At 36.7% G+C, this 17,819-nt stretch carries 25 protein-coding genes and 1 tRNA gene; 19 read left to right on the top strand and 7 right to left on the bottom strand.

Going from position 1 to position 17,819, the window contains the following annotated elements; all coding sequences use genetic code 11:
• On the top strand, positions 1-912 hold the full coding sequence (gene secF, locus IPJ63_00640; GenBank protein QQR76766.1) for a protein translocase subunit SecF: 912 nt from the start codon (positions 1-3) through the stop codon (positions 910-912).
• 63 nt (positions 913-975) lie between these two features.
• Here the strand turns inward: secF and IPJ63_00635 are convergent, their stop codons facing one another.
• On the bottom strand, positions 976-1,227 hold the full coding sequence (locus IPJ63_00635) for a hypothetical protein (GenBank protein QQR76765.1): 252 nt from the start codon (positions 1,225-1,227) through the stop codon (positions 976-978).
• A 91-nt stretch (positions 1,228-1,318) separates the two neighbouring features.
• A complete protein-coding gene (locus tag IPJ63_00630) occupies positions 1,319-1,609 on the bottom strand; it encodes a hypothetical protein (GenBank protein ID QQR76764.1) in 291 nt (96 codons plus the stop codon).
• A gap of 111 nt (positions 1,610-1,720) precedes the next feature.
• Between IPJ63_00630 and IPJ63_00625 the strand changes: the two genes are divergently transcribed.
• The 7 genes from IPJ63_00625 (at position 1,721) to IPJ63_00595 (ending at position 5,148) form a co-directional block, all read left to right on the top strand.
• Positions 1,721-2,278: a LemA family protein gene (locus IPJ63_00625; protein QQR76763.1), complete on the top strand. Its 558-nt coding sequence runs from the start codon at positions 1,721-1,723 to the stop codon at positions 2,276-2,278.
• Between the two features lie 63 nt (positions 2,279-2,341).
• A complete protein-coding gene (locus IPJ63_00620) occupies positions 2,342-2,509 on the top strand; it encodes a hypothetical protein (GenBank protein ID QQR76762.1) in 168 nt (55 codons plus the stop codon).
• Between the two features lie 89 nt (positions 2,510-2,598).
• Positions 2,599-2,784, top strand: a complete 186-nt coding sequence (locus tag IPJ63_00615; protein ID QQR76761.1) for a hypothetical protein — start codon at positions 2,599-2,601, stop codon at positions 2,782-2,784.
• 5 nt (positions 2,785-2,789) lie between these two features.
• Positions 2,790-3,293, top strand: coding sequence for a hypothetical protein (locus tag IPJ63_00610; protein ID QQR76760.1), 504 nt, complete (start codon positions 2,790-2,792; stop codon positions 3,291-3,293).
• 82 nt (positions 3,294-3,375) lie between these two features.
• Positions 3,376-4,194, top strand: a complete 819-nt coding sequence (locus IPJ63_00605) for a zinc metalloprotease HtpX (GenBank protein QQR77006.1) — start codon at positions 3,376-3,378, stop codon at positions 4,192-4,194.
• A 151-nt stretch (positions 4,195-4,345) separates the two neighbouring features.
• A tRNA-Ser gene (locus tag IPJ63_00600) sits at positions 4,346-4,432 on the top strand.
• Positions 4,433-4,860: 428 nt separating this feature from the next.
• A complete protein-coding gene (locus IPJ63_00595) occupies positions 4,861-5,148 on the top strand; it encodes a hypothetical protein (protein QQR76759.1) in 288 nt (95 codons plus the stop codon).
• Positions 5,149-5,243: 95 nt separating this feature from the next.
• On the opposite strand, the gene IPJ63_00590 is transcribed toward IPJ63_00595, so the two are convergent.
• The gene (locus IPJ63_00590; protein ID QQR76758.1) at positions 5,244-6,389 is read right to left on the bottom strand and encodes a glutamine synthetase beta-grasp domain-containing protein; all 1,146 of its coding nucleotides are present in this window, start codon (positions 6,387-6,389) and stop codon (positions 5,244-5,246) included.
• Between the two features lie 85 nt (positions 6,390-6,474).
• Here IPJ63_00590 and msrB point away from each other — a divergent pair, with 85 nt between their 5' ends.
• The 3 genes from msrB (at position 6,475) to IPJ63_00575 (ending at position 8,061) form a co-directional block, all read left to right on the top strand.
• Entirely contained in the window at positions 6,475-6,864 is a 390-nt protein-coding gene (gene msrB, locus IPJ63_00585; protein ID QQR76757.1) for a peptide-methionine (R)-S-oxide reductase MsrB, read from the top strand.
• 100 nt (positions 6,865-6,964) lie between these two features.
• Positions 6,965-7,465: a hypothetical protein gene (locus tag IPJ63_00580; protein QQR76756.1), complete on the top strand. Its 501-nt coding sequence runs from the start codon at positions 6,965-6,967 to the stop codon at positions 7,463-7,465.
• Between the two features lie 59 nt (positions 7,466-7,524).
• Positions 7,525-8,061 carry a DoxX family protein gene (locus tag IPJ63_00575; GenBank protein ID QQR76755.1) on the top strand — a complete coding sequence of 179 codons (537 nt, stop codon included), beginning with the start codon at positions 7,525-7,527 and terminating at the stop codon, positions 8,059-8,061.
• Between the two features lie 38 nt (positions 8,062-8,099).
• Here IPJ63_00575 and IPJ63_00570 read toward each other — a convergent pair whose 3' ends face one another.
• Both IPJ63_00570 and IPJ63_00565 read right to left on the bottom strand, forming a co-directional pair.
• Positions 8,100-8,519 carry a hypothetical protein gene (locus IPJ63_00570; protein ID QQR76754.1) on the bottom strand — a complete coding sequence of 140 codons (420 nt, stop codon included), beginning with the start codon at positions 8,517-8,519 and terminating at the stop codon, positions 8,100-8,102.
• 278 nt (positions 8,520-8,797) lie between these two features.
• Complete coding sequence (locus IPJ63_00565) at positions 8,798-9,406, bottom strand: hypothetical protein (GenBank protein QQR76753.1); 609 nt, start codon at positions 9,404-9,406, stop codon at positions 8,798-8,800.
• Positions 9,407-9,507: 101 nt separating this feature from the next.
• Between IPJ63_00565 and IPJ63_00560 the strand changes: the two genes are divergently transcribed.
• The 5 genes from IPJ63_00560 (at position 9,508) to IPJ63_00540 (ending at position 13,583) form a co-directional block, all read left to right on the top strand.
• Positions 9,508-9,930, top strand: a complete 423-nt coding sequence (locus IPJ63_00560) for a DUF1761 domain-containing protein (GenBank protein QQR76752.1) — start codon at positions 9,508-9,510, stop codon at positions 9,928-9,930.
• Between the two features lie 272 nt (positions 9,931-10,202).
• Positions 10,203-10,772 (top strand): DNA-3-methyladenine glycosylase I, encoded by a 570-nt coding sequence (locus IPJ63_00555; GenBank protein QQR76751.1) that lies wholly within the window; start codon positions 10,203-10,205, stop codon positions 10,770-10,772.
• Positions 10,773-10,848: 76 nt separating this feature from the next.
• The gene (locus tag IPJ63_00550) at positions 10,849-12,027 is read left to right on the top strand and encodes a hypothetical protein (protein QQR76750.1); all 1,179 of its coding nucleotides are present in this window, start codon (positions 10,849-10,851) and stop codon (positions 12,025-12,027) included.
• A gap of 14 nt (positions 12,028-12,041) precedes the next feature.
• Positions 12,042-12,713 carry a hypothetical protein gene (locus IPJ63_00545; GenBank protein ID QQR76749.1) on the top strand — a complete coding sequence of 224 codons (672 nt, stop codon included), beginning with the start codon at positions 12,042-12,044 and terminating at the stop codon, positions 12,711-12,713.
• 69 nt (positions 12,714-12,782) lie between these two features.
• Positions 12,783-13,583 carry a hypothetical protein gene (locus IPJ63_00540; GenBank protein QQR76748.1) on the top strand — a complete coding sequence of 267 codons (801 nt, stop codon included), beginning with the start codon at positions 12,783-12,785 and terminating at the stop codon, positions 13,581-13,583.
• A 43-nt stretch (positions 13,584-13,626) separates the two neighbouring features.
• On the opposite strand, the gene IPJ63_00535 is transcribed toward IPJ63_00540, so the two are convergent.
• Positions 13,627-14,007 carry a hypothetical protein gene (locus tag IPJ63_00535; GenBank protein ID QQR76747.1) on the bottom strand — a complete coding sequence of 127 codons (381 nt, stop codon included), beginning with the start codon at positions 14,005-14,007 and terminating at the stop codon, positions 13,627-13,629.
• Between the two features lie 85 nt (positions 14,008-14,092).
• Between IPJ63_00535 and IPJ63_00530 the strand changes: the two genes are divergently transcribed.
• Together IPJ63_00530 and IPJ63_00525 are read left to right on the top strand one after the other, a co-directional pair.
• A complete protein-coding gene (locus tag IPJ63_00530; GenBank protein ID QQR76746.1) occupies positions 14,093-16,261 on the top strand; it encodes an ATP-dependent helicase in 2,169 nt (722 codons plus the stop codon).
• A complete protein-coding gene (locus tag IPJ63_00525; GenBank protein ID QQR76745.1) occupies positions 16,258-17,016 on the top strand; it encodes a PD-(D/E)XK nuclease family protein in 759 nt (252 codons plus the stop codon). The genes IPJ63_00530 and IPJ63_00525 overlap by 4 nt, the downstream gene beginning before the upstream one ends.
• Positions 17,017-17,167: 151 nt before the next feature.
• Here the strand turns inward: IPJ63_00525 and IPJ63_00520 are convergent, their stop codons facing one another.
• A complete protein-coding gene (locus tag IPJ63_00520; protein ID QQR76744.1) occupies positions 17,168-17,392 on the bottom strand; it encodes a hypothetical protein in 225 nt (74 codons plus the stop codon).
• A gap of 75 nt (positions 17,393-17,467) precedes the next feature.
• Here IPJ63_00520 and IPJ63_00515 point away from each other — a divergent pair, with 75 nt between their 5' ends.
• The gene (locus tag IPJ63_00515) at positions 17,468-17,788 is read left to right on the top strand and encodes an MGMT family protein (GenBank protein ID QQR76743.1); all 321 of its coding nucleotides are present in this window, start codon (positions 17,468-17,470) and stop codon (positions 17,786-17,788) included.
• Positions 17,789-17,819: the final 31 nt, after the last annotated feature.

Below are 17,819 nucleotides of genomic sequence, written 5' to 3'. Positions count from 1 at the left end.
ATGTTTATCATCAAGTACAAAAAAATATTTATCTGGTTGTCAGTTGCCTTGGTCCTTTTAGCTGTATCGAGTATTGCTTATTTTGGACTTAGTCTAGGAATTGATTTCAAAGGTGGGGCAGTAATGGAAGTTAACTATCCATCTGGTAGACCAGAAGTATCTATTTTAGAAAATGAAGTTTCAGGTCTTGATATAGGTCCTATATTTCAACCAGCTGGTGAAAATGGATATCTTGTAAAAACTCGTGATTTAACTGATGTAGAAAGACAGTCTTTGTTCAATGCACTTGGCTTATCAGGCACAGTGAGTATAGAAGAAATAAGTTTCAACTCAGTGGGCCCTTCTGTTGGGACGGAATTGAAAAGGAAGGCAATAATTCAGATCATCTTAGTATGTTTCGGAATAGTCTTGTTTATTGCATATGCATTTAGAAAAGTTTCAAAACCAGTTTCTTCTTGGAAATACGGAATTATCGCTGTGTGTACACTTTTGCACGATGTTCTGATACCTCTTGGAATATTTGCAGCTATAGCAAGTTTTAAAAATCTTGAAGTTGATACGCTGTTGATAGTTTCAATCCTAACTATATTGGGTCTTTCAGTTTCAGATACTATTGTTGTGTTCGACAGAATCAGAGAAAATCTAAAGGATAATTTAGATAAAAACAAGGAAGAAGATTTCAAAGAAACTGTAGGAAAAAGTATATCCCAGACATTTACTCGCTCCATAAATACATCTTTGACTGTGATATTGGCCCTAGCAGCACTTGCAGTGTTTGGTCCAGAATCTACTCGGTACTTTGCAATAATGCTTACTGCGGGAATGTTTTTCGGAACATATTCATCTATATTTTTAGCATCTCCATTACTTGTGGCTTGGGAGCAGAGAAGAGCTAGGAAGCTAAAAAAATAAAAAATTAAACCGCCTCAAGGTAGGCGGTTTTTTTTATTTTTATTTATTTATAATCATTTACTGCTATTCAACAGCCTTTTCTTTACGACGCTTCATAATTAACCAGAAAAGGAGTAAAAATGTCGTAACCTCAAATACAAATGCTAAACATAGCATATTGTATGCAAATCCCCATTTAATAATAGGGGTAAGGGTGCCGTCGATAAATGCTCTGTGGTATGCCGCAGCAGTGAATGCCAACATGCATAGAAACACAGAAAATGTTGCTAGGTTTAACAAACCTTTCGAAGTTTTTGTATTGAATATTTTTTTCATGATATACGTTTTATGGTATTATATCACTTTTTATGTGAAAAGTCAAATAAGACGTAATATAAAATAAAAACCACTAATTAGTGGTTTTTTGTTACTTTTTTCTATTTCCTCTTATCAATTCTGGTATTTTCTCATTTGATAGAGATAATATGTAATCGAGGCTTGCGGTTATGTGCTCTATACTGTCTTTTGAAATTTTCGCAGCATCTATAGCTATCCTTATACACTCTTTCTTTTTCTCTTCGTTCAATTCTGTATTATCAAAAAAGTTCAAGACTATATCTGCGAGTGAGAGAGGGGCGCTAAGTTTGTTTCGTATGTCTTCGCAGAGCCCTTGTCTTTGTAGTAATTCTAATTCGTCAAGGTTGAGTATTTTTGACATTTCATTTTTTGCAAACAATACATCAAATTTAATAAAAAGTCAAACTGATATATCTCTGTTTTTTGTTATAATACAAGAAGTCGCTTTATCGCTTTATTTTAAATAAATTTTATGTCACCACTAATCATCGTATTAATTATTCTAGCTGTTCTGGTCGTGTTCTCGATCGGGATGTACAACGGCTTTGTTCGTCTTGTAAATCGCACAAAAGAAGCTTGGGCGGATATTGAAGTCCAGCTAAAACGTCGCTATGACCTCATCCCAAACCTTGTTTCTACTGTAAAAGGTTATGCGACTCATGAATCTACTGCCTTCGAGAAGGTCACACAGGCTCGTGCTGCTGCTATGGGGGCAAAAACTGCAGGTGAGCATGGAAAAACTGAGGCTATGCTCGGACAAGCTATCACAGGGCTTTTCGGTATCGCAGAGGCATATCCCGACTTGAAAGCAAATGTGAACTTTATGGAACTTCAACGTGAACTATCAGATACTGAAAACAAGATTCAAGCAGCGCGACGTTTTTACAACACGAACGTTCGTGACTTAAATACAAAGATTGAAATGTTTCCAGGAAATATATTTGTAAAAATGTTTTCATTTGCAAAAATGGAATTCTTTGATATTCCAGATGATGGAGTGGAGAGTAAGCCAGTGGAAGTAAAATTCTAAAACACGATGACACTACATAAATTTTTTGATTATCTAGCGGGATTCTTAATACTGTTCCTCGTAATGGTAATAGCTTTTTTGGTGTATGTAAAAGATAGAAACGTAGTAGTGGACGATTTACCAAAAGATACGATTGTTGATATAGATGTTCCAGACACAACAGTTCCTGCTCTAGAAGGAGATACTGCGAACTTTATATCTGCATCGATTATGCCGGGGATTCTGTTGTAAAGCAACCAATTGTATTTAGTGGAAATATAAAAGGTGGATACTTTTTCGAAGGCAATGTTTTACTAAATATCTTAGACGAGAATAAAAATTTGCTTCGTGTAAGCCATGGTAACGCAATCACAGATTGGATGACCGTAGGTCCAGTATCTTTTACAGGGACAATTGATTTTACAGGACTTCCATCAGGACTCGCATTTATTGAGATTCACAACGACAATGCATCAGGATTACCAGAAAACGACAAGGCAATCTATATTCCGATTATAATTCAATAGTTTTTATGCAAAATAATAATTCAAAATTAAATACAATACTTCTCATTACCGTTATCATTTTGCTTGCAATCGGTATTTGGATGCTCGCAGTAAATGACAAAGTATCTGAGCGAATCGAAAGTGATATAGAAACAAGTGTGGTAAAGGACGTGGTTGTAAAAGAAGAAGAACCGGAAGTTACGCAATCAAAGCCTGTAGACCCAACGATTGTTTTCTTAAAAGGACTTGTTTCCACATATCCTTATGCGGAGATAGCTGAATGTCACTGGGCAGACGGGACACAGTTTATGTTAAAAAAAGATTCTAGAATCGCAGATCTAAATGTGGTTTATTACAATGAGCAGGGTGCAATAATGGGTGATTGTCTGACATCTTATGAGCTCGCAACTTATACACCCTCTGGTATTTGTGAGGCATTGGTTGGGGCATGTAATGAGGTAGTGTATGGACAAGCTTATACACAAGGCAATCCAAATTCCTACTTTGTTGATAAATATAATTTAAAATAAAAGGCTTGATCTAGAGTTTAAATAAATTATGGCAACACTTTACACACAACAAGATAAAAATGTTCGGCGTACATGGCTTCTCATGTCTACGTTTTTGGTTTTGATTGTCGGTATTGGATTTGTGTTTTCACAAGTCTACGGTAATCCGAGTATTCTTTATGGATTTTTTATCTTTTCCATATTTATGAATATTTTTGCTTATTGGAATAGTGCAAAGATTGCACTCCGTGTGTCAGGAGCAAAGCCAGCCGACGAAGTTCAATACAGGGAACTCCACAATATTATCGAAAATCTTTCTATTACAGCTGGTATTCCAAAACCGAAAGTGTATATCATAAACGACTCTGCACCGAACGCATTTGCAACTGGTCGCAACAAAGAGCATGCAGCAGTGGCTTTTACAACAGGTATATTAGATATTTTAGATAGAACTGAACTAGAAGGCGTCGCTGCGCACGAACTTTCTCACATAGGGAATAGAGATATTTTAGTCTCAACAATAGCAGTAGTGCTGGCTGGGTTTATTTCTCTTATTGCTGATATATTTTTACGCTCACAAATCTTTGGCGGGCGTGACAATGATTCTAAAGGTGGAAGTATTCTTATGATTGTAGGAATAGTGCTTGCGATACTCGCGCCGATATTTGCGATGCTTGTGCAGCTCTCTATATCACGCAAACGCGAATTTCTAGCTGATGCATCTGGTGCACTACTTACACGTTATCCAGAAGGTCTTGCGAGCGCACTACAGAAGATTTCTTCACATAGCGCACCACTACAAAAAGCACACAAAGCTACAGCACACCTTTTTATTGCAAATCCGTTTGGAGGTAAAGTTCGAGGATTGTTCGCGACGCATCCTCCAGTAGAGGATAGAGTGAAAGCTTTGTTGAATAAATAAGATAAAAACCTGCAATAAACTTGCAGGTTTTCTTTTAATCGTTAGTATAGACGTAGAGTTCTTTAAGTTTAGGTGGACACGTATTAATGTTTCCACCGAAGGGGTTAGCTATCGGCGCGGCAACCTGCTCTCACCTCCGGGTGAGGGCTATGGAGACGTCGCATAGCGGTCTAGTGCACTACCTTGGAAAGGCGGCAAGGTGTCAAAGCCTTCGAGAGTTCAAATCTCTCCGTCTCCGCAGGTCTGAACGCAGTGAAGAACTGCGGAGACGAGCGAGCAAACTGCTTTGCTCGCGTGAGAGATTTGAAGAGCTTTTCGTTATGAATGAGGAATTTATTCCGAATTCATCGAAAAGGTGTACTGAAACTGTAAGTTTCAAATCTCTTGCTTTCCACAAATATTTTTAATTTACAAACATTGTTTATGAAATACCTCAAAAAGACCCAAAAGAAGAAGAGGATGCAGTTGGATGGATGGAGAAAGCAGCTCTTGTGGCTGAAAAGGCACTGTGTTTGCGTGCAAAATTGGAAGAGTGATTGTTAGAACGGAGGAAAAGTATTTGTGAAAATGATAAAATGCTTATCCTCGATGAATTTGAATATCGACTTTACTCAGAGCAAGATTAAATGAAGACAAAAGTTATGAAGAAAGCCAAATGTATGGTTCGTGATATTTTCAATTGTATGCAAGCCAGATGAAGATGGGAAGATATTTTCACCTGAAACCAATGTGCTGGAAACCCAGAAAACGAATTTGGGATTGAACAGTTTAGAAATAGTTTTGAATTTTAACTCGGGTGAAAGAGAAGCTGAGAAAAGATATAGCAGAAGCTTGTGTGTAGCATACCCTGCATGGAATGAGTTCATCTTTTGGAGGTCTTTGATAATGGTTCATGGTAATGCCTTTATAATGTGGCACGATGATGGAATATGTGATGACAATCCGATCAGATGAAACTACAATTAGAATTTCGATGTATTTTCCAATACCAGGATAGATCTTTCCAAAAATAAAAATTAAATCCCCCGAATTTTCGGGGGATTGTTTTGTTATATTGTCGGCTGCTCAACCGGGATATCAGCATTCTTTTCAAAAAGTACAGCATATTCTGTCACAACCAGATCAGGCTTCCATCCAAAATTTTTCGGATTGAAACCATCTCCACAAATTGTTTCCATCAAAGCTGTAAGTACTTTATACGGATCGAGATTTGCAGCAGGTCTGCGATCTTCCAGATAGCCTTTGTTATTCTTTGCTGTGGCCATAGGAATCCGGATTGATGCTCCGCGGTTGCTTACACCAAAACGAAATTGTTTGTATGAACATGTTTCATGCTTACCGGTCAGACGTTTGTCATTGTCTACTCCGTACACTGCCATATGTTCACAGTGAGATTTGGAAAGTTTTTCGCAAGCTTCACGAATGACCTTGATTCCACCTTCTTCTCGCATAGATTTGGTTGAGAAGTTCACATGTCCTCCAGCTCCGTTCCAGTCGCCACTCATAGGCTTAGGATCAAGTTTGGCATATGCTCCAAAGTCTTCGCCGAGTCTATACAAAAGCCAGCGTGCAATCCATAGCTGATCTGCACATTCCAGCGCATCTCTGACTGCAATTTGGAATTCATGTTGGCTTGGCATTACCTCACCATTTTCACCGGTGATAGAAATTCCAGCATCCACACAAGCTTTCATATGAGCCTCCACAAGTGGTCTTCCGTGCACTTCGTCAAAACCTACACCACAATAATACTTACCCTGTGGATCAGGATTGCCTTTTTTAGGCCAACCAAATGGTCTTCCGTTTGCTCCATAGAGCGTGTACTCTTGTTCGATACCGGCCCATGCTTCTGCTTCCGGATATTTTGCAATAGTTTGAAAGAGATGATGTCTCGTATTTGTTTTGTGAGGTGAACCATCAGGATTCATTACCTCACACAATACGAGAATATTCCTTCCTCCTCGTACCGGATCGAGTACTGCATAGACTGGTTTGAGTGCGCAGTCGCTGAAGTGACCTTCGGCTTGCATTGTACTTGATCCGTCAAACCCCCATTCGGGAATTTTAGATACAGCGAGCTTACCCATCAATCCTTCAGGGTATTCAATTCTTTGAGCTTTTGACCGGAGCTTGCCCGTTTCCTGGCCGTCTATCCATATATATTCGGCCCAGACAGGATGTGTAAAGTTTTGCATAAATAACTTTTGTTTGCCCTCATATTATTTTAAAACGATACCCATGTCAAACCTGCAAATTTGACACAAATGTTACAATGAAAGTATGAATAAAGACGAACTAAAACAAAAATTATCAGCCGAGGAATATCACGTTACCCAAGAAAAGGGAACTGAGGTGCCATTTTCCGGTAAATTTGTGAATCACAATGAAAAGGGCGCTTACACATGCAAAGTGTGCGGACAAGTTCTGTTTTCTTCTGATACAAAGATGGATTCAAATTCTGGTCCGTCTGGACTTCAGGGTTGGCCGTCTTTTGATGAAGCTATTCCAGGTTCTGTGGAATTTAAAGACGATGATTCACTTGGTATGAAGCGTACAGAGGTGGTTTGTTCGAAATGTGGCTCACATTTGGGGCACCTGTTTGATGATAGTCACGCAAAAACCGGCAAACATTTTTGTGTAAATTCATGTTCTATAGATTTCAAAGAATAAGATTTTATTTGATTATTGTCGATTAAAAGCATAGACTATGGGCAAGACTTACTAATTAATAAATATATTCGTCATATTATTGGCGATAGACATAAACTATATGGGAAATTTTAAGGATAGAGATAACAGGGGTGGGGGAGGTTTTAGAGGTGGAAATAGCGGTGGACGACCGGATTTTCAGAAAAAAAGTTGGGGAGGAGACAAGGGTGGAAGTAGAGATTCTGTAGTTATGCATAAAGCTACTTGTAGTGAATGTGGAAATAATTGTGAAGTGCCTTTTAGACCATCAGGTGAGAAGCCTGTGTACTGTTCAAATTGTTTTGGTAGCAAAAGAGAAGGTGGTGACAGAAATTCACGCAAGGATTTTGGTGGTAGCAGAGCACCTGCTTCTAGACAGGAATTTAGACCAGCCCCTCAAAATGATGATACAAAAAAACAGCTAGCAGAAATAAGTATGAAGCTAGATAGGTTAATCGGTGCTATAGAAAAAATGAATACCCCAAAGGTGGAAAAGATGGCTCCAGAAAAGCCTATTGTTAAAAAAGCAGTTAAAGCTGAGAAAGCTCCAAAGAAGAAAGTAGCAACAGTCAAGAAAAAATAGACAAGATATTTTGTATGATATAATACAAACATTATAAATTTATTTTATTTAGTTTAATTATGAAAATGATGAAAAAAATGCACTGTCCTGATACCGGTTTACTACTACTTCGAATCGGTGTTGCGGCAATTTTTATTTCCCACGGTATATCTAAATTCCAAAACATGGATGCTACAATTGGATTTTTTGGATCACTAGGACTAAGTTCAATATTTGCCTACATAGTTGCTTCTATTGAATTGGTTGGTGGTATTGCTGTCCTATTGGGTGTTTTTGCTAGATATGCAGGAATACTCCTATCTGTTGTAATGATCTTTGCAATAATTCTTGTAAAGTCTGGTATGGGATTCAATGCGGCTGAAATAGATATAATACTTCTTGTTTCATCACTTGCTATAGCTTTTGGTGGACCTGGTAAGTATTCTCTTATGAGACATGTTTGTGGATGCGGATGCAAATCTTGTCATTCTGGCGGATGTGATTGCTCAAAAGAAGATGTTTGCAATTGTGGATGCGGAACATGTGGTGCTTCTAAATGTGATGGATGTGACGATTGCAAGAAGGGTGGTGTTTGTACAGGTCACGAAATGAAATAAATTTCCAAAAGAAAAACTCCGCAAACTGCGGAGTTTTTTTATTTTTTCTGAGCCAATAGATTTCTAATTTTGCTTGCTTCCTCATAATCTTCAACTTGCTCAGCTGCCAAAAGAGCATCTCTGAGTTCTTTAATAGAAAGCTTCTCATATACAAGCACATCTCCGAAACCTATGATTGGTAAGTACTGTGATTTTTCACCCGCAGTGTATTCTATGTCATCAGATATTCCCCAGTGGTAGTTAATATCAAGAATAAATGCGATGAATCCATTTTTCACCCTTTTTATTTTTAGTTGGGCATTGTCATCATTCTTTTTTTTGAATATAGCGTAATCTTTTAGTAGATAACACTCTTCATCTTGATCGACTCTTAATGCATAGACTGAAACATATGCAGTCTCTCCAATACCCAAATCTTTTATTTGGTAAAGCCTTTTGTTTTCTGGTAACTTCGCCATTATAAAAAGTTTTATTTTTTTGAAAATCTTTTCTTTAGCACATTATAGCTTGTTGTTAATATTAGTCAAATTTATATTTTGATAGTTTCTATTTAAGCGTTACAATTTGTTATATGAAAAAAATGCAGATTTTTGTTTCTTTTGTAATTGTACTAGCTATTGTATTTGTAGCTTTTTGGGGAAAGTTTAATCAAATGCGAATATATGGAACAAGCTTTATTCCGGCAGAAGAATAATATTTAAATATTAAAGCCGCATCATTTTTGATGCGGCTTTTTTTATCTCAAGGGTAGAGGATCATAAGCCTCCATCCCTTTTATTTTTATTTCTTCTGTATTATTTAACATTGAGTTTACCTCAATCATTTTATCGTAGAATCTCTGGATTGATGCTTTCATAAACCCCCAAGATTCGTCCACTTCTTTGTTGGGCTCGTTCAGTGTAGAGAGCTTGGATAGCTTGAAATAATCTTCGGTCTCGTTGAATGAATTTTTCCATACGTGCATATGGTATATATGAGTACCGTCCTCCATGTTCTGTCCTCCCCAGAAAATGGGTTGTCCTATAAACATAAGGCGATTATTGTTCTTCAAGTCTAAGTGCAGAGTTAGTAACTGACCTAGTTTCTGATAGAAAATTGTTTTTTCTCTACTTTTTATTCTTGATAAAGAGTAGAATTCCCACGAGCATTTTTCTAGAATCACTAGTGCTCTTACATACGAGATTATTGCCTTCTTCGTATCCTTTTCTTCCAGGCAGTTTTTCAGTTTTTCCATTAAAATGTTTATTCTGCCTATGCGGAAGCTCTCCTTTAGATGTCTTCTTAGGTACAGTACCGTTATGGTTTTTACTACTTTTTCAAATATCTTCATATTGTATTTTTTCATAGAATATCACATAAATCTATATATGTCAATGTTTAGACTATATTTTTGGTAAGGCATATTTGGGGTATAATTGGACTAGTTTTATGAGTTAAAAACAATTTATGGATATAAATTTACTTGCAGTTTTAGTGTGTGGAGTTGCTGCTATGATCGTAGGGTCTTTGTGGCATTCGAAACTTTTGTTTGGGAACGCTTTTATTAAAGCTTCTGGTATGGATATAGGTATGACGCCTGAAAAAATGGCTGAAATACAGAAAAAAATGTGGCAGCTATACGCTACACAGTTTATCCTCGCGCTTTTACAGGCATATGTTTTGGTTGTATATATAAAAAACTGGACCAGTATAAATGGGATTTCAAATGCACTTTTGGTCTGGCTTGGATTTGTTATGCCAGTGGTTGCGGGGTCATGTATGTGGAGTTCTCGTCCACGCAAGGATGCATGGAAAGTTTTCTTAATTTCCGCAGGATATAATCTGGTGTTGTTTATGGTTTTTGGTTTTATATTAGGTTCATGGAGATAAGGTAAAATAATAAAAAGCGGGCAATGCCCGCTTTTTATTATTTCGATTAGTATCGAATACTATGCAGCTACTTCTTCTGAAGAAACTTCTTCATCAGCAACTACTTCTCCTTCTGTAGCAGCTACTTCAGCTCCTTCTACAGCTTCCATTTCTTCATCCTTTATTATTTCGTCTGACATGTATTTATGTGGGAGTTATCCACGCATAATTGATAAGGTCTACATTCTAATACATTTTTTTAAAATTAGCAAGTTAAATAGTATAATAAACACATGAAAAAAAGGAGACGTTGTAGATGGGCGAATGGGGAAGATATCTTGATGCGAGATTATCATGATTATGTTTGGGGTGTTCCAAAGAAGAAGGATATAGATATTTTTGAAGCTTTGGTTTTAGATTCAAATCAGGCTGGATTATCTTGGGCCTGTATACTTCATAAACGTGATAATTTCGCTAAAGCTTTTTATAATTTTGCCCCACGCAAAATTTCTAAAATGACAAAGCGAGATGTAGATAGACTAATGAAAAATCCTGGAATAATTCGCCATAGAGGCAAAATAGAAGCAACAATAGGGAACGCTAAAGCATTTTTAGATTTACAAAAAGAATTCAGTACAGCTTCTAAATATTTTTGGAGTTTTGTAGATGGTAAAAGTATTGTAAACAAGCCGACAAACTATTCTAAAGTTCTGTCTCAGAGTAATATATCAGATCTATTATCCAAGGATTTGAAAAAGAGGGGTTTTAAATTTTTCGGTTCTACTATTTGTTATGCATTTATGCAGGGTATTGGTATGGTAGATGATCACACGAAGGATTGTTTTAGATGTAAGAAATCATAATTTTGACATTTGTTGTTAATTTGTGCTCAATTTTTTCAATACTTTTCATATTTTACCTAGGTGTTATACTGTTTTTATGAAAAAGATCCAAAAAATAGCCATTTTTATAAGTATTTTTAGTATATTTGTGGGATTTCCTACCACCAAAAGTATTGTTTTTTCACAGGATTATCTACCAGATACTGAGACAATAGTTGATACCGTTGCTCTTCAGGCACCTTCTACTACATATCTTCCACAAACTTTTGGCTACTTAGCTTTTGTGACTGACAAATTAGTAACTTCAGTCAATGACGAGAATCCTTCTGATTCAGATTTTTGTAGTTTAGTAGATACTTATTTTACTAACCAAGAAGATATAGATAAACAGAGTTTTGCTTGGCAGAAAGATAGTTATACATTGCCAGAAAATGCACAAGACGGCATGAGTGAAATTCAGGGTTCTCTATACAAAGAAACTCTAGGTCTAAGATCAGATATGATAGACGAGGTAGAGAAAGTGACATCTCAAGACGAGACATCGTCTTTGGTACTAAATAGACTAAAGGCGATCTACAGATCTGTCTCTATAGAAGTGGTTGATGAATACAGAAAAGATTCACTTCCAGATCAGGAGCGTGTTGAAGCCTTACTTGATTTTCAAGGAAAGCTTATTAAGTGTATAGAAACTAGTGGCTCTGTAGATGAAGTAAATACAGAAGCGGTTGTAAATATAAATAGAATTCACACCGAAATAGTTTCTTTGTGGTTTACAAACAAACCTTATTTGGCTGGTTTAACTTCTAATACAGAAAGCGAAAAACTTACCATCAAAAGGACTGATCTGAAAGATGAGGATATTTATATATCTAGTGTGGGTGTTTCATCTCTGATTGATTTGGAAGTATTTTCAAAAACTATGATGCATAAAGATGATCGTATAAAAGAAGTATCAATCGGAGATTCTAAAATATCATTCGTATATGCGGTTGATGCTAAATTTTTAGGATTTGGAAAAACATTTCTCCGTGAAAAAGTAACAGTAGATGTTTTAGGAAATATAAAAACACGAATGCCTTGGTATGCGTTTCTATTCTCTAAGAGTGACATGTACAAAAACAGTGAGGAAATAGAGCAGTATCTGCAAGATAAAAACTTACTATCGAAAGACATTCCTTCAGGAGACTTCATAGCAGAAGACTACGGAGCTCAAGCTGTTTTGTTTGAAAATATTGTTCGATCTATATCAGAAAACTTGGAAAATAGTGGTAAGTAACTCATAATATAAATATGAATACACTTTTTTCAAATAAAGAATCAATAAAATTTGGCTGGATGAAAGCCAAGGAAAATTTATCATTTTTTGCCTTACTGTCTTTTACTATTTTTTGTGTCTCTTTGCTTTTTAGTGAAGCAGCTTCAAATTCTACCAACTCTATAGCAATAATTATATTCAATATTGCTCAAGTAGTTTTTGGTGTTCTGTTGGGTATGGGTTATATATACATAACTCTACTTTCTGTTAGAGGGGAATCTTTTGGGGTTAAGGATATAGTTAAGCCCGCTCCTCAATTCTGGAAATATTTTGGAGGAAGTTTAGTTTATGCATTTTTTGTATTACTTGGTTTTGTATTACTGATTGTGCCAGGTGTAATCTTGATGATTAGGTTGGGATTCTATAAATATCTCATTATAGACAAAAAAGACATAACTATCCGTCAGGCCATGAGAGAGTCTATGCTTATAACAAAAGGTGTAACATGGAAGCTTTTCTTGTTTACTATTCTTATAGGACTTATTAACCTACTAGGCTTACTTTGTTTTGTTGTGGGTCTACTAGTTACAGTTCCGCTTTCTGCTATAGCTTATGCTTATGTGTACGATAAACTTTTACGTCGTCTCGAGCCTGTAGTTGAAGAAAAAAATGAAACTCCGGCCGTCCCACTAGAAGTTCAAAACTAATATTGTCTTTTGTATTTAAGCGTGCTATTGTCATCTTTGGTTTTGTTATTGTATTTAAAAACATAGGATATGAATGAACAGCAAGCACAACATGATGTAGAATTGGGCGTTATGCCTTTTTCACCAGAAGATGTAATCGATTTTATAAAAAGAAATCGCTATGACATTGGCCAAAGACCGGTTTATGCAGTTTCAAAAGGCTGTATAGATGATAGAGAGCACCGACAAAAGGGCTTTTTGCCTGATGTCGCTCTACCAGGTGCTGGTTTGGGGGTTGTAATAACAGCTCTCGGAAGTTTAGATTTATTTAGAAAATCTCATGGAATCAGTGGAGATCATGATATCTCTGAATTTATTGAAGATCTAGAGAGAGCTATTGGTACTGTTACTTATCACAGTGATGATGGAGATCATGGAGAAAATTCTATGTTATGCGCTGGTTGTGGGCACGCAAAAGGCGCGCTTACCAAGTTGGATACATACGGTATTCATGAAGATGATGCTAGATTTATTCTAGAAAATTATCTCCACAACTTGAACGCAAGAGGGGTGAGTCCGGATTTATATTCTGGATCTCACAATGCTGTTGCAGTTGTCGTGATTGACGATACTACTACAGGATTGCCTGCTCAAGATGGAAGCGGTCTGCAGGTGTATCGATACCACCGATCTTGGCATAAAAAAATCCTCGATGATGTATGCGACCACACCTATGGTTTTATGAAAAGACTTTTTCCTAACCTCAATGTGGAGGATTATAGAAAATGTCTAAATGAGGTTGCTGAAAAGCAATTACAGGTTACTGTAGATCATTTGGCCAAAGGAAAGCCAGTGGTTGTTGTGCAAGATGACAATATTTATCTTGCATAAATAATTAAAGCCCCGAAAATTCGGGGCTTTTATTTTTTTATTATTATTGTTGTTCTGCTTCTTGTTTTTGTGCCTCCTGTGGAGAAGGCATGTCCTTCTGTGACATTCGCTTCATCTCTTCGAGGCCAAATCCGTCTAGTGTCCCCGCAAAATCTCGGACAATGTTCTCATCTTTGATTTTACATTTGTTAATCTCGGCAAATGCGAGTCGCGCATTTGTTGGCGTTTTTGCACCGAGCCATTTCATAATGGCGTTCTTTGCATTCACATATTTCTTCGCTCGGTCCCGTATCTCTTTCTCAAGAGGTTTTGAGATTCCGAGAGCAAGGGCTGTCGTGCCCTTGTTCAACACTGCCACCACTAGGGCGGCGTTCTTTGCGGACTGACATTTCTTGTAGTCCTCGAGTTCAATTTTTCCTTGCATAAATTTACAAATTTTTATTAGTATACAGTTTTTTACGATTTGGTCAATAGTATCAGAAAGAGTAATTTTACGTATAATATAGTTCATGAACACCCCCTTTGCTGATGCATATAAAAATCTAAACGAAGCTCAGAGAGATGCTGTTGATACTATAGAAGGTCCAGTTATGGTTATAGCAGGGCCTGGAACCGGCAAAACTGAGGTCTTGGCGCTTCGTATTGCAAATATTTTAACTAAAACTGATACCCCGGCTTCGGGTATTTTATGTCTTACTTTTACACGCTCTGGTGTAACTGCAATGCGCAAGAGACTCGAAAAGTACATAGGCACTCGCGCAAATGATGTGCGTATTACGACTTTTCATAGTTATGCTATTGGGCTTATAGAAGATAATTATCTAAGCTTAGGGCTTAGTCATGTCCCTAGTTTGCTAGATGAAAAGGAGTCAATTTTTCTAGCAGATGAACTCTTACATTCTAGAGATTGGAAACATTTGCGTCCTAGAGTAAAGCCAGAAACATATTTTCATGACCTTAAGTCCCTAATTTCACTTTTGAAGCGTGAACGAATTTCACCTATTGATTTTAAAGCGCAGATCGAGAAAGAGATAGAAGATCTCAAGAAAAATCCGGACAGTGTTTCCAGTAGAGGTGTTACAAAAGGTGAAATTAAAAAAGATGTATTGAAAAAAATAGAAGCACTTGAACGTACAAGTGAGGTGGTAGAATTTTACGAAAGCTATGAGACAGAAAAACAAAATAGAATCCTTATGGATTATGACGACGTGCTCGAGTACGCAGTACAACTTGTAGAAGATTCTGAAGATGTGCGTGCGGATGTAGGTGAGAGCGCGCTATATGTACTTGTCGACGAACATCAAGATTCTTCTGGTGTTCAAAATAGCTTTTTGAAAGCAGTGTGGGGTTCGGTGGAGAAACCAAATATATTTGTAGTGGGAGATGATCGCCAGCTTATATATGGTTTTGGAGGGGCATCGTTATCGTATTTTGAAGAATTCAAAACAGCTTTTGGTAAGGCTGAACTCATAACTCTGGTTGAAAATTATCGTTCCACAGCGCCAATATTGTCACTGGCTGACACACTGCTATCTAGTAGTCTTACAAATGAAAAACTCAAGAGTAATCGTGCTGGTTCTGATGAAATATATTTATCGGAATATTCGTATCCACGAGATGAGATAATTGGCGCAGGTTTATATTTCAAGAAAATTATTTCTACAGGAATAGATCCTCGTGAATGCGCTTTGCTTGTGCCTAAAAATTATCATGTTCGTAGCGCACTTGTTAGTTTGCGGAATCTTGGTGTACCTGTTTCTATGGGGGACTCAGCATCTTTTTTTGATTCTAGAAAGGTTATGAGCTTTAGAAAGGTCTTGAAAGTTATAGTAGATCCAAATAATACTGTCGCACTTGTTGATACAATGCTAGATGATATATCTTCGATCGATACAATAGAAGTTCATAAGTTTCTTCGTGACAAGAAAAATAAAAATTTTAGCATTGAAAATCTCATAGCCCAAAAAGATAGTTTTGGTTTATTTGAAAATGAAGATCAGATATACAAATGGGGCAAAAAACTTGAGCTATTCATAAATGAATCTACAAAAAGCGGACTTCTTTCTCTACTTAGTCTAATTGGGAACGACTTGTTGATTAAGAGTGCTGGTAGTCATGAAGATTTGTTGGAGAATTCTGAAGCTTTGAGGACAGTGTTTCATTTGGCAGAAATTCAAATACAAAAAAATCCACATGTGACCTTGGGAGATTTTTTACAGTATATAGAAAGATTAGAGTCATATAAGATGCACATACCACTTGCAACTTTTGGCGCACACAAAGGTGTTTCGGTTATGACCTTGCATAAATCAAAAGGCTTAGAGTTTGAAGCTGTTTGGATTGCGCATATGAACGAAGAAACTCTAATGTCTCAGAAAAGAGGTGGTTTTACTTTGCCCGAGATTGTAAAAGAAAAAATTGAAGAGAAGGATAAGTCTGTAGCAAAACGTGAAGTATATGTAGCAATCACACGTGCTAAAAAATTCTGCACTATCTCATACGCGAAAAATGATGTTAGGGGTGGAGAGCTTGAGCTTGCAGAGGTTATACGTGAGCTACCAGACATGCATTTTGTTAAAAAGATGCCACAAAAACAGAAGAAGATCTACTCGCAGAGGGTCCGGATGTATATGTACGTAGTGAACCAATACCAGAAGGTGATGATTTTGAGAAGATGAAAACTCTTGTCACAGATGAATACGAGAGTGTGAATATTTCTGTATCATTACTTAACAACTTTTTCGAATGTCCTTGGAAATGGTATTTTAGAAATTTTCTGAAGTTGCCTGAGATAAAATCTGATTCTCTTGCACTAGGGTCTGCGGTACATGCGGCAATAGAATTTGTTTTGAAATCTCCAAGCATACCTTCTGATAAAGACATAGTGGAGTGTATAAAAAGTAGTTTTGAACGCGAGGGTGTTAGCGATTCTCGGGTTTTAAGTAAGCTTTCAAAAGATGCAACAGAAATAGTTGCGAAGTGGATTAAAAATTCATATAAAGATCTCATCCAAAATCGTGATAGCGAAAGATCCGTTTCTTTTAAAGATTCACGTTTTCCAAATTTGAACATGTATGGAAAGATTGACCTTACAGAAAAATTCCCTGATGGGAGTGTTTCAGTAACAGATTTCAAAACTGGTTCTACAAAAACTTCTGGTGTTATAGAAAAACTGGATGATGAAAATAGGCTTTCTACTTACATGCGACAGTTGGCGATGTATTCATACTTGGTGCGAGGTTCTGATAAAAAAGAAGTAGTATCTTCAAAACTTTATTTCCTTGAAGCAAAAGATGGTGACAAAAATATGATTTATGCGACACGAGTAGGAGAAGAACAGATTGATCTACTGATTAGAGATATAACTGATTACGATAGACTTTTGAAAACAGGTGAGTGGACCGAAAGACCATGCTTTGCAAAAAGTATATAGCGGGGGAGATGAATGTGAGCAATGTAAGTTGGCAAGAGAAATTTATAAAAAATAAAATCCGCTAATGCGGATTTTTGGTTTTCATAAAAGCTTGTCTATTTTGTATAAACTCGACTGACCCTTTGGTTTTTCTGTGCCCGGTTCAACTATTTCAAGAATTAAAAATGAGCAAAACACCATAATATATCCAAGTATCATTGAAACAAATACATATATTAGATGACCTGCGTTGGTTGAATAAAAAGAAAGAAGCAACGGGATTCTCTGTTAACCATTTTGGTAATGGTGCAGCAATAAAATATAACGAACTTAAACCAACAGCTACGCCAACTACTATAATTATTATCGCTAATAAAATAAGCAGTAATTTTTTCATAATTTACAATTTTTCTTCATGTTACTACTAGAAATATTTTTGTCAAAGATTTCTTTTTAGTGATAGAGTATACATATGTCTACATTTTCTGAACGTGTTTTGAAAGCCGCACTCTCTATACCAAAAGGTAGAGTTACTACATACGGAGCTATTACCCGTGCTTGTGGTGCGGGGCCGATGGCAAGTCAGAGTATTACTACTATCCTCGGTAAAGCATACGATGAAGATGTGAAGAATATCCCATGGCATAGGATAGTCTACGCTGGTGGGAAAGTATGGATAGACGACAAGCACAGAAAAGAACGAATGGCTCTTTATAAAAAAGAGGGAATAGATGTAGATCCAAAAACAGGGAAAATAAAAAACTTTGAAGAGATATTTTTTGAGTTTAAATAGGTTGACATTGATCACATTTACTGACAGTATG

The sequence above is a fragment of the Candidatus Nomurabacteria bacterium genome, from assembly GCA_016699365.1.
In the GTDB taxonomy this organism is placed as follows: domain Bacteria; phylum Patescibacteriota; class Minisyncoccia; order Phycocordibacterales; family UBA9973; genus CAZLWF01.
The sequence above is the reverse complement of the archived record's forward strand: the minus strand, read 5'-3'. Positions and strand labels throughout refer to the sequence as shown.